The following is an 11,703-nucleotide window of genomic DNA, read 5'->3' on the forward strand; positions in this document are numbered from 1 at the left end:
AAATAAAGAGGCTGCAGCCTAAAAGGCCACCCCCTGCTGTCAATGTCAGCCTGATTCAGACCCGACAGCGCCGTGCCGTCGCTCGAGAATAATAGAGACAACACTTTTAACCAAAGCTGCCATCGGAATGGCAATGATAACGCCGACAATACCCCACAAGCTGCCGAACATCAGAATAGCAACGATAATGGCGATCGGATGCAGGTTAACAATTTCAGAAAACAACCACGGCACGATAACGTTGGCATCGATCGCCTGCACAATGACATAGGCCAGCAACCCGTAAGCCATCGTATCCGACCAGCCCCACTGAAAATAGGATAACAGGATGACCGGCACCGTAACCACGGCCATGCCGACAAACGGAATCCATACCGACAGGCCGGTCAGCACGCCCAGCAGCAGTGCATAATCATGCCCCATCCACCAGTAGACCACCCACATCGCGCAACCGATGATGAATGCTTCCCAGAATTTGCCGCGAATATAGTTGCCGATCTGGATATCCAGTTCACGCCATACGCGCTGCAGCAGCGTGCGCTCCCTGGGCAGAAACTGTTGCGCCCAGCTCATAATCAGCTGCTTGTCCTTGAGCAGAAAGAAGACCAGCACCGGCACCAGTACGGCGTAGACCAGCAATGTGATCATGCCCGGAATCGATGCGATGGAGAACTTGAACAAGGCCCCGCCCCACTCCTGCATTTTGTCCGTCGCTCCGGCGATGATCTGTTGCAGATAATCCGGGTTAATCCATTCGGCATAGTTCGCCTGCAACTGATGCAATGTATCTCTGAGCGACTGCATATATTGCGGCGCATGGGTCGCCAGCCGGCCAATCTGTTCGGTGAGCAGCGGTAGCACGGCCAGCAGTGCAAACAGCAGCAGTAGCAGCGCGCCGCCAACGGTCAGACCGATTGCCAACATGCGCGGCAACCGGCAGCGGGTCATCAGTTCAATCACACCGTCGAGTACATACGCCAGTGCAATCGCCAGCAACAGCGGCGCCAGCACAGGCACCAGCAACACCAGCAACAGGAATATGACCAACAGCGATGTTATCAGCATCACCAACTCGGTATCCGCCAGACGTTGCCTCAGCCAGTTTATGAAGATTGACATGATCCCTTATCCGGTGATCGTCCGACAGGACCCATGGCGACCAGCAGTGCAGCCAGCAGAGTGGAGATCAGATGCATAACGGCGCTGATACCGTGCCACATGCCGAACAGCTGGCGCTGTGGATCATCTTTGGCAACCAGATCAATCGGTCCCATCTGAGCCTTGATCTCAGCCATCACCGGCGCCAGTGCAAAGGCATTAACAGCCACCAGAATCGATAGCGTCAGCAGCAGTATCCAGCGCCGGCGACCAACGCCTCCGTCCTGCATACGCATCCAGAATGCAGCCGTAGCTGCAGCCAGAAACAACAATGATATCAGGCTGATATGGAATATGTTTCCAGCAATTTCTCCGGCCAGACTCTGACTGGGAGCCGTACTGAACAGGACCGGCGCAACGATATAGCCGGGCACCACCAGCAGAGCCAGCATCAAAGCCAGGCAGAGCCGTGTTGCGCCGATGCGGATGCAGTTAACGCTCATAGCGCCTGATCACTCCACTCCGCACTTTTGCCATACCCACTAGACGTACTCAATGGCCTGAATTTCAAATTCACGCTCTCCGCCCGGCGCCTGTACCACAGCCAGATCGCCTTCCTCTTTGCCGATCATGGCACGGGCGATCGGTGATGTGATCGACACCATCCCTTTTTCGATATCGGCTTCATCCACACCGACAATCTGATAGGTCACTTCGGTGCCCTGGTTCACATCAATAAGCTCAACCGTGGCGCCGAAGACCACTTTTTCAGCCTTGATGGTTGCCGGGTCAATCACATGTGCACGCGCCAGCTTGTCTTCGATATCCGTGATTCTGCCTTCATTCATGCCCTGCTCTTCCTTGGCTGCATGATATTCGGCATTTTCCGACAGATCGCCGTGTGCTCGTGCCGATTCGATCGTGGATACAATCTGATGACGCTTCTCACCCTTGAGATAAGCCAGCAGCTGCTTCAACTCTTCAGCACCTTTTTTTGTCATGGGAACACGTTCCATTAATTCTCCTTAAGTTTGGGGTCAGGCATGAGGGATAAGCAATACGCTACAGGAGTTACTCCTGTTTCACCTGCTCTCCTCAACCTTTATGATATTCCTGAATACTTTTAACGGCAGTGACATCAAAATGTCCAACCATCGCACCTGCTGCAGCCAGTCCGCCGGCCATGGTGGTGAAATATACAATTTCGCGCACCAGCGCCGCCTGACGGATCGATTGCGAGTCATGAATCGCCTGCACGCCTTCGGTGGTATTGACGATGAAGTCCACCTCATCGTTAATCAGTCGATCCACGATATGCGGACGCTCGCCATCAGTCACCTTCGGCACAACCTGGGCTTTGATACCGGCCCCGGTCAACACGGTATAGGTGCCGGCGGTAGCCAGAATCGTAAAGCCGGCATCATCGAGCAGACGGCCTAACTGTACCACTGCAGGCTTGTCGCTATCCTTGACCGAGATAAATGCCGTGCCGCTCTCCGGCAGGCGTTGTCCTGCACCCAGCTGCGCTTTGGAAAACGCGGCAGGGAAGACTTCGGCAATGCCCATCACCTCACCCGTCGACTTCATTTCCGGCCCCAGCAGCGGATCAACACCGCGGAACTTCACAAACGGGAATACCGCTTCCTTGACTGCCCGGAAGGTGGTCGGCTGGGCAATTTCATCTATACCCTGATCATCCAGCGACTGACCGACCATGATACGCGCCGCGATTTTGGCCAGCGGCTTGCCGGTTGCCTTGGAGACAAACGGCACGGTGCGGGATGCACGCGGGTTCACTTCCAGCACATAAATGGTTTCACCCTGCACGGCAAACTGGATATTCAGCAGCCCCTTCACATGCAGAGCCAGTCCCAGTGCTGCGGTCTGGCGACGTACTTCGTCAATAATCGCATCAGAAATCGAGTGCGGCGGCAGACAGCAGGCTGAATCGCCGGAGTGTACGCCCGCCTCCTCGATATGCTCCATGATGCCGCCGATGACCACACGCTTGCCATCGGAGAGTGCATCCACATCCAGCTCGATCGCGTTGTTCAGGAAACGATCCAGCAGTACCGGATGATCGGGCGAGGCCTGCACGGCTTCGCGCATATAACGCAGAAGCCCCTTTTCATTGTGCACAACCTGCATGGCACGACCGCCGAGCACATAAGATGGACGCACCACCACCGGGTAGCCGATGTTTGCAGCCACAGCCAGCGCTTCATCGGTGGAGCGTGCCGTACCGTTCTCCGGTTGCAGCAGCTTCAGCTCATGCAACAGTTTCTGAAAACGCTCGCGATCCTCTGCCAGGTCGATCATATCCGGATTAGTGCCGATAATCGGTACACCGGCCGCTTCCAGCGACTCAGCCAGCTTCAGCGGCGTCTGGCCGCCGAACTGCACGATAACGCCTGCCGGTTGCTCGACATCGACAATGGCCATGACATCTTCAAATGTCAGCGGTTCGAAATAGAGGCGATCGGATGTATCATAATCGGTCGATACCGTTTCCGGATTACAGTTGACCATGATGGTTTCATAACCGTCATCCGAGAGTGCAAAAGCGGCGTGTACACAGCAGTAATCGAATTCGATACCCTGACCGATCCGGTTGGGACCGCCGCCGAGTACCATAATCTTCTGTTTGCCGGTTGGACGCGCCTCGCACTCATCCTCATAGGCGGAGTAGAGATACGGCGTATGCGCTTCAAACTCGGCCGCACAGGTATCCACCCGTTTAAATACGGGCAGCACGCCGTGCGCCTGCCTCATGGCATGGATGGCCGACTCGCTTTCACCCAGCAGGGCAGCCAGACGAATATCAGACAACCCTTCGCGCTTGGCATATCGCCACTCTGCAGCCGTAAGCAGGGATGCATCACGACCAACAAGCGATTGCTCGAGCTGGATGACCGTATTGATTTCACGCACAAACCACGGATCGATACGGGTCACATCAAAGACGCGCTCTTCGCTCCAGCCGGCACGTAGTGCCTCACCGACCCACCAGAGTCGCTGCTCGCCGGCAATCGCCAGCTTCTCCTGCAGGAAACGCTCGGCATCAACATCTTCCGGGATTTTCAAATCAAAGCCGCTGGTGCCGGTCTCCAGCCCGCGCATGGCCTTACCCAGTGATTCGGTAAAGCTGCGACCGATCGCCATCACTTCGCCGACCGACTTCATCTGTGTGGTCAGCCTGACATCGGCACCCGGGAATTTTTCAAAGGCAAAACGCGGCAGCTTGGTAACCACGTAATCGATCGATGGCTCAAATGCCGCCCATGTTTCGCCGGTAATATCGTTACGAATCTCATCAAGCGTAAAACCGACAGCCAGTTTTGCCGCAATTTTCGCGATCGGGAAGCCGGTAGCCTTGGAGGCCAGCGCCGAGGAGCGGGATACGCGCGGATTCATCTCAATAACAATCAGACGGCCGTCCACCGGATTAACGGCAAACTGCACATTGGAGCCGCCTGTTTCAACACCGATCTCGCGCAGAATCGCAATCGATGCATTACGCATGCGCTGGTATTCCTTATCGGTCAGTGTCTGGGCCGGCGCAACCGTGATCGAGTCGCCGGTATGGACACCCATCGGGTCCAGATTTTCAATCGAACAGATGATGACGCAGTTGTCCGCATGATCGCGCATCACTTCCATCTCGAACTCTTTCCAGCCGATGATCGATTCTTCCACCAGAATTTCGTCGGTCGGGCTGGCATCAATACCGGATGCGGCAATCTGCTCGAACTCTTCAGGGTTATAGGCAATACCGCCGCCGGAGCCGCCGAGAGTGAAGGATGGACGGATAATAATCGGATAACCGATATCGGATGCCAGCGAGCGCGCTTCATCCATCGAATGGGCAAAGCCGCCGCGCGCCATTTCCAGACCCAGCCTGTCCATCGCATCCTTGAATCGCTCACGATCTTCCGCCATATCGATGGCATCGGGCTGTGCGCCGATCAGCTTGACGTTGAACTTCTCCAGAATACCGTGCTTGTTCAGGCTCAGGGCACAGTTAAGCGCCGTCTGTCCGCCCATCGTAGGCAGAATGGCATCCGGCCGTTCCTTCTCGATGATTTTCGCGACCACTTCCCATGTCACCGGCTCGATATAGGTAGCATCGGCAAATTCCGGGTCGGTCATAATCGTGGCCGGATTGGAGTTCACCAGAATAACCCGATACCCCTCCTCCTTCAGCGCCTTGCAGGCCTGAACGCCGGAGTAATCAAACTCACAAGCCTGACCGATAACAATCGGCCCTGCTCCCAAAATCATAATCGAATGAAGATCTGTACGACGTGGCATGTTCTCAGCGACTCCTTGGGGAATAACAGTTCCGGACACAGAAAAACGGGCAAGCCCGTGACTCACCCGCCATTAGCGCCAACACTAGCGTACCCCGTACTATTGGCAAAGTGAATGCTGTGATTGCTCCGTCTGGACTGATTATCTCGCCTGCGGCATCATTGCAATCGTATAGCAACGCACGTCTCCCCGCTATCTTCAACAATAACATGACGCATGTTTATTAAAAAGCCCGTGACGCCACGTTCTCTCCAATGGGACCTGTCGTTTACCATGACCTCATTGAGGGGAAGAAATGCACGATGACCCGGCTGTACAACAAAGGAGCAGATCCATGGATGATAAAGACCTATCCCCGCAGCAGGACGCCGCTCATGCTCCGGAGTCAGCTCCGCATGATGCCGATGATGATACATCCACCAGCGCCGAAGCGCTGTTCACCCAGATGCAGGAAGCATTCCAACCGTTGCAGCAGGGTAACGGGCAGAGCCGCGAGCTTCCCGACGCAGACAATCCAGCAGCTGACGAGCCCATTGAAGTCTCCGACGGGAGTACCCGGGCGAGCAATAACGGCCGCAAGATTGCACTGGCCGTAAGTGTCGGAGCTATTGCGCTGGTGGCAGGGTTATATATTGCATCTCTTCCCGACTCAGACGATCGACCGGCTTCCCGTAGCGTCGCAACCACATCTGCACCGATTCTGCCGGCCGATCACGATGCAGATGAGAAACAGGAGAGTACGGCTCAACAACCGGTTGTAACACCGGAGACTCAAATGGCTGCATCAGAGCAGCAGCCATCATCCGGAAGCGAAAGCAGCGATTCAGCTATGAACGGTACACCGGCAATATTGCCTGATAAGTCGCCGGTTGATGCGCCGGTGGTCAGTGATGATATCAGCCATGCAACAGAAGCAGCATCAACAGCAGAGCTGCCATCGAGCAGCCCGGTGACTCCGCATCTGGCAGAGACACGCTCACCTCAAACTCAGGCAGCAGCCACTCCCGACCGTCAGGCAGCTGAGCCCTCTTCCCGAATCGCGGTCAATGATGCGCTGGATCCGGCAAATACCGGTGAACAACACAAGGGTGCTATGGCGACCCTCCCTGCGCAGAAACAGTGGGTCATTAACCTGGCTTCATTTCTGGATGCCGCCGCAGCCGACAGGATGCTTGCCCGATTGAGAGATGACGGGCTGGCATGCGCCGGCACGGAGGTCACAATCGCAGGCACTGTCTGGCACCGCATTTATCTGCCGGGTTTCTCCACCGTTCATCAGGCAACAAAGCCGATGCAGGAGCTCTCCGACAGATATGGTATTAAGGGTGCATGGATCGGTAAAGCCCCTGCCGCCGAATAACCCTCCGACAGTTTTTCTGATCGTCGGAGCACTGCTTTAGAGGTGGCTCAGTTTAACGTACACGCCACCATACGGGTGGAAATGCTTCGACATCGGAATAGCAGTGCGGTGAGAGACGTATGGCACCACCGCGACAGGCACAGACCACACCTGCATCCATCAGGCTGCGATAGAGGCGCTCATGCCCTGCTCTGTCCAGATCACGACAGCGAAAGCTGATAATACCGGCATGTCGTTCAGGCTCGGCAGAAGTGATGAGCTCCAGCTCCGGCTCGTGTATCACCCACTCGATCAGCCACGCGGCCCTCTCCATTATCATCTGCTCAACCGCTTGCATACCCATCTCTTCAAACAGGGAGAGGCTGGCATTGAGCGCATAAATACCTACGGTGTTGGGGCTGCCCGGCTCAAACCGACGGGCCGAGTGAGCCGGCTGCCAATCCATTCGATCGAAATCACCGACATGCTCAACCATGTGCCAGCCGAACTGCTGCAGACGCAAGCGATCTCTGGCCTGAGGCGTTGAATAAAACAGAGCGATCCCTTCCGGCCCCAGCATCCATTTATGCGCATCGGCCACAACAAAATCCGCCCGGCACGCCTGCGCATCAAAGGCTGCAGCACCCAGACTCTGGATCGCATCCACACAGAACAGGATGCCGCGCGCAGAGCAGTCATGCCCCAGCCGCTGAAGATCCATGCGCAGGCCGCTGGCATATTGCACCGAGCTGATACTAAGCAAACGTGTCCTTTCATCACAGAGAGCGAGTAGCGCCGCTTCCGGATCAGGGCATGATAGATCGGCCTCTACCAGCTCAACCCCCTGCTCTGCCAGCGACTCCCAGACGATACGGTTGGACGGAAATTCCTGATTGCTAATCACCACACGATCCTTTGCCTGCCACTCAAGGCCTGCGGCAATCAGCGAGAGCCCCTCGGATGTGTTCTTCAGTAAGGCAATATCGTCCACCGAAGGGGCGTTGAGCAACCACGCCAGTCGCTTGCGTAACTGACGCTCCACCCCCATCCAGCGCGGATAATCGGCAGCCCCCTGCAGCATGTTCTCTTCGGCAAAGGCTTTAACGGCATCGGCTGTGCGCCGCGGCCATACGCCGACCGCCGCATGATTGAGATAGATCAGGCCTTTCCGGTGCGGGAATTCATTTTTCAGATCCATGGAGATCGACCTCCTGTACGCCGGCCGGATGGATCTGCTGGCGACTGTATGAACAACAGGGACACTAACAGCAGAAACGACTCGCCGATGACCGGCTTCAGATATTTTTTCATATGCCCTCGTGGCTGCGGTTTTTCCGGCTGCGCCAGATCAGATAAGCAATGCCGGTTATGAACAGAATCGCCGTTGCTATCCAGCCCAGTGTATGTATCGGCTGCATCAGCTGCCACAGATGCAATATCGTGTCGGCAGCATAATACAAACCGAGACCCCATACGCTACACCAGAGAAAGGCGCCGATAGCATTAAACAGCAGAAACGATTTCCACGCCATGCCCAGTGAGCCGGCTATAATGCCGTTGATTTGGCGGAACCCTTCAATAAAGCGGGAAAATACAATGAATGCGCCACCATGTCGGGCGTAAGCCCTGTCGACTTTTGCAATCGTGATATTCGATACCGGCAAACGATCCAGCACCCTGCGCCCGAGATACCGGCCGATCAGATAGCCAATCACGTCGCCTGAGAATGCCGCAGACCATGCGACGAAGAAGACGCGCGCCATATCCATATCTCCGGATCGGGCCAGCATGGCCCCGCCCATCAGAGCCGATTGGCCGGGGAGCGGGATACCGAAATTCTCGACAAATACCGTACCAAACAGCCCGAAATAGCCATACTCAACCATCCAGTGATGAGCGAAAAGCAGCGCATGATTCACGGTTGATTTATACCCTTACGCTCACGTCCCCAACGCTGGCCCTGCCTGACCAGAAAATAGGTCAACCCCAGCAGAAAAGCGGCGCCGGTCCACTTGCCCAACACAATCCATGTCGGGCGTATATCCGCAACAGGCAGCAAAATAATTTCACGTAAAATGACCACCAGTGCGACCTCAATAAATATCGAGATATCAACACTGCCTCCCCGCAGCAGACGGACTTCCGTATTGATCAACTCCACCATCGTCCATAATAACAGCAATACGCCGATGGCATGCATAAATCCGGTCATGAAGGGGTGCACTGTCACGGCCAGATAGATATCGTGAAAAAAAGCTGCGGTAATCAGACCTGTTGCCATCACAAGGGCCAGACTGATGATGATACGCGCGAACTGGTTCGTCCGGTTCAGCAAGCGCTCCGCCCATTCAATATGCTCCATATTGTCCTCCTGATGATGACCTGACGGGGAGAGTATCAGCGGGGCCTGTGCGAATGCAGCGACTGGCCGAGCAGGCTGATAAACCGTTTATGCCGGCTGCCGCTCAGTTCCAGTTGCTTGTAGACGAACAGTTTTACCTGATCTTCAATCAGCATCCAGATCAGGCAGTAGCCCCAGATCAATCCGATATATGCCCATGGAATCGGCGTGACCAACCAGCCCATGCCCGCAATCAGCGCGGCAACACCCTGCGTGGCAAGTATCGCACCGAATAGCAACGCGGACGGATGCGGTCTGGAGAACATGGAATGGCGGGTGCGCGCAACAAACAGCGTTAAATGGCCGGCAATCGACAACTTCAGAAAGATGATGGTTTGCAGATGTGCCTGATCAATTCCGAACCATGTACTGGCAATTGACAGCAGTAGAAACGTCTCGACCACGCCCACCAACCCCAGCACCGTGGCCATGGTCAGTACCCGATGCATCTTCCAGCGCACCGGCTTCGGGTCCAGCCAGGTATTATCTCCGGCAATGGCCATAATCGGGATGTCGTTGAGCAGAGCCAACAGGATGATCATCACCGCCGTAATCGGGTAGAAACCGTAGATGATCATCGCCAGCACCATAAAAATCATGATGCGTACTGTTTCGGTAATACGGTAAATGGCATAGGAGTTCATGCGCTCGAAAATATGCCGCGCCTCCTCCACCGCACTGACAATCACCGACAGCCCGGGCGCTGTCAGAATCAGATCGGCTGCGGCGCGGGCCGCATCGGTGGCACCGCTGACCGCAATACCCACATCCGCCTGCTTCAGCGCCGGCGCATCGTTAACGCCGTCTCCGGTCATGGCCACCAGATGATCGCGCGCCTGCAGGGCCTTGATGATGCCGTATTTGTGCTCCGGAAATACCTGGGCAAAGCCGTCCTCCTGCTCAACACGCTTGCCCAACTCCGGTCCCGGGCTGGTAATATTGGCTTCATTGGCAAACAGCTCATCCGCCGGACAGATATTTTTACCCATGCCGAGCTGACCGGCTATCTCGCGGCCGATGGCAACGTTGTCGCCGGTCACCATCTTGACCATAATGCCATGCTCTCCGGCATGTGCGATGGTTTCAGCAGAGTCCGGCCGCGGCGGATCGAACAGAGGCAGCAGCCCGAGGAAGTGCCAGTGCCCGTCGGCATCGGTTCTGGCCACGCCCAGTGTGCGGTAGCCCTTGGTGGCGAAGTCATCAATCAGGGCACCGGCCTTCTCCCGTACATCGCGCATCGCATCGTAACCGATATCATGACTGACGAGATCAAGTATGACCTGTGGTGCACCCTTGCTGACAGAGAAGCTGCCGCCCTGACTATCGCTGATCTCCGCCTCGGTCCGTTTATGTACGGGATCGAAAGGCATAAAGTGTTTCTGCGTATAGCTTGCCAGCGCATCGGCATCGTTCAGGCCGCCCATTACGGCCAGATCGATTGCATCCCCGTTCTCCTTTTTGGATGCCAGCGAAGCAGCCAGAACCAGCGCCTGCGCATCCACCGCCTCAAACAATACAGGCTCGCCCAGCGTCAGCTTGTTCTGTGTCAGTGTGCCGGTCTTGTCCGAGCAGAGAATATCGATGCCGGCCATCTCTTCGATCGATTCCAGGCGTGATACGATCGCCTGCATATTCGACAGTACCTGCGCCCCCACGGTCATTGTAACCGATAGTACCGCCGGCATGGCCACCGGAATCGAGGCAACCGCCAGAATCAGGGCAAACTGAATCAGCTCAAACAATGGCGCACCACGCTCAAGCTGAACCAGGACCAGAATAGCGACCAGAGCAAGACTCAGGTAGATCAGGTAATCGCCGATTTGCAGCACGGCTTTCTGGAAGTGCGATACGCTCTGTGCACCCTCGACCAGTTTGGCGGTGCGCCCGAAATAAGTATTTGCACCGGTGCCCGTAACCACGGCGAGCATCTCGCCCTGCTTGGCAATAGAACCTGAATAAGCTACCTCACCCGCCTTTTTATCGACAGGCAGCGATTCTCCGGTCAGAGCCGACTGATCAACACTGAGGTAATCTCCTTCTATCAATTGAGTATCGGCCGGGATGATGTCCCCCATGCGCAGTCGAATAATATCTCCGGGCACAAGGCCTGCGGCATCCGTCTCAAGCCAGATATTGTTACGCAACACACGGGCTCTTAGCGCCAGCTGTTTTTTCAGCGCCTCCAATGCAGTCGATGCCTTATATTCCTGCCAGAAACCGACAGCGGCATTGAAGAAAAGCATGACCAGAATAATGATCAGATCAGGCCAGTGGCGATTGACGGCGGAGAGCCCGGCCGCCACCTCAATCATCCACGGGATCGGCCCCCAGAAATAACCCAGAAACAGCAGCCATGGTCGCTGCTTCTCCTCTTGCAGACGGTTTGGTCCATACTCGGCAAGCCTGAGCGCTACCTCCGCGTCGGTGAGCCCTGTGTCGCTCTCCACCTTCAAGGCGGATAGTGTTTCTTCAATCGGTTGAGATTCGGCTTCCTGATTCATTTGTCATCCTCTTCCACCATCTCCAGACATGTATCAATATTTCACTATAGCTG

Annotated in this window: 9 protein-coding genes; 1 reads left to right on the plus strand and 8 read right to left on the minus strand. The window is 55.7% G+C overall.

The annotated features are described in order from the left end of the window. Positions 1–45: 45 nt before the first annotated feature. The 4 genes from SPV1_RS09375 to carB form a co-directional block, all read right to left on the minus strand. Entirely contained in the window at positions 46–1,119 is a 1,074-nt protein-coding gene (locus SPV1_RS09375; RefSeq protein ID WP_009850939.1) for an AI-2E family transporter, read from the minus strand. Then, complete coding sequence (locus SPV1_RS09380; RefSeq protein WP_009850940.1) at positions 1,104–1,601, minus strand: DUF4149 domain-containing protein; 498 nt, start codon at positions 1,599–1,601, stop codon at positions 1,104–1,106. Before SPV1_RS09380 ends, SPV1_RS09375 begins: the two co-directional genes overlap by 16 nt. Positions 1,602–1,640: 39 nt before the next feature. Beyond that, positions 1,641–2,114, minus strand: a complete 474-nt coding sequence (gene greA / locus SPV1_RS09385; protein ID WP_009850941.1) for a transcription elongation factor GreA — start codon at positions 2,112–2,114, stop codon at positions 1,641–1,643. 79 nt (positions 2,115–2,193) lie between these two features. Then, entirely contained in the window at positions 2,194–5,409 is a 3,216-nt protein-coding gene (gene carB / locus SPV1_RS09390) for a carbamoyl-phosphate synthase large subunit (protein WP_009850942.1), read from the minus strand. 334 nt (positions 5,410–5,743) lie between these two features. Between carB and SPV1_RS09395 the strand changes: the two genes are divergently transcribed. Further along, on the plus strand, positions 5,744–6,769 hold the full coding sequence (locus SPV1_RS09395; RefSeq protein ID WP_009850943.1) for an SPOR domain-containing protein: 1,026 nt from the start codon (positions 5,744–5,746) through the stop codon (positions 6,767–6,769). A 52-nt stretch (positions 6,770–6,821) separates the two neighbouring features. On the opposite strand, the gene SPV1_RS09400 is transcribed toward SPV1_RS09395, so the two are convergent. The 4 genes from SPV1_RS09400 to SPV1_RS09415 all read right to left on the minus strand — a co-directional run bounded on the left by SPV1_RS09400 (position 6,822) and on the right by SPV1_RS09415 (position 11,650). Continuing rightward, the gene (locus SPV1_RS09400; protein ID WP_009850944.1) at positions 6,822–7,946 is read right to left on the minus strand and encodes an aminotransferase class V-fold PLP-dependent enzyme; all 1,125 of its coding nucleotides are present in this window, start codon (positions 7,944–7,946) and stop codon (positions 6,822–6,824) included. Positions 7,947–8,055: 109 nt separating this feature from the next. Continuing rightward, positions 8,056–8,667 (minus strand): DedA family protein, encoded by a 612-nt coding sequence (locus SPV1_RS09405; protein WP_009850945.1) that lies wholly within the window; start codon positions 8,665–8,667, stop codon positions 8,056–8,058. Next, on the minus strand, positions 8,664–9,110 hold the full coding sequence (locus SPV1_RS09410; RefSeq protein WP_009850946.1) for a phosphate-starvation-inducible PsiE family protein: 447 nt from the start codon (positions 9,108–9,110) through the stop codon (positions 8,664–8,666). The genes SPV1_RS09405 and SPV1_RS09410 overlap by 4 nt, the downstream gene beginning before the upstream one ends. A gap of 35 nt (positions 9,111–9,145) precedes the next feature. Further along, positions 9,146–11,650 carry a plasma-membrane proton-efflux P-type ATPase gene (locus SPV1_RS09415; RefSeq protein ID WP_009850947.1) on the minus strand — a complete coding sequence of 835 codons (2,505 nt, stop codon included), beginning with the start codon at positions 11,648–11,650 and terminating at the stop codon, positions 9,146–9,148. Positions 11,651–11,703: the final 53 nt, after the last annotated feature.

Origin of the sequence: Mariprofundus ferrooxydans PV-1, from assembly GCF_000153765.1 — a bacterium.
GTDB classification, from domain to species: Bacteria; Pseudomonadota; Zetaproteobacteria; order Mariprofundales; family Mariprofundaceae; genus Mariprofundus; species Mariprofundus ferrooxydans.

Excerpts from the sequence above, each read along its gene's own strand:
- SPV1_RS09375 (WP_009850939.1), bottom strand. The coding sequence starts at position 1,119 with ATGTCAATCTTCATAAACTGGCTGAGGCAACGTCTGGCGGATACCGAG.
- SPV1_RS09380 (WP_009850940.1), bottom strand. The coding sequence starts at position 1,601 with ATGAGCGTTAACTGCATCCGCATCGGCGCAACACGGCTCTGCCTGGCT.
- greA (WP_009850941.1), bottom strand. The coding sequence starts at position 2,114 with ATGGAACGTGTTCCCATGACAAAAAAAGGTGCTGAAGAGTTGAAGCAG.
- carB (WP_009850942.1), bottom strand. The coding sequence starts at position 5,409 with ATGCCACGTCGTACAGATCTTCATTCGATTATGATTTTGGGAGCAGGG.
- SPV1_RS09395 (WP_009850943.1), top strand. The coding sequence starts at position 5,744 with ATGGATGATAAAGACCTATCCCCGCAGCAGGACGCCGCTCATGCTCCG.
- SPV1_RS09400 (WP_009850944.1), bottom strand. The coding sequence starts at position 7,946 with ATGGATCTGAAAAATGAATTCCCGCACCGGAAAGGCCTGATCTATCTC.
- SPV1_RS09410 (WP_009850946.1), bottom strand. The coding sequence starts at position 9,110 with ATGGAGCATATTGAATGGGCGGAGCGCTTGCTGAACCGGACGAACCAG.
- SPV1_RS09415 (WP_009850947.1), bottom strand. The coding sequence starts at position 11,650 with ATGAATCAGGAAGCCGAATCTCAACCGATTGAAGAAACACTATCCGCC.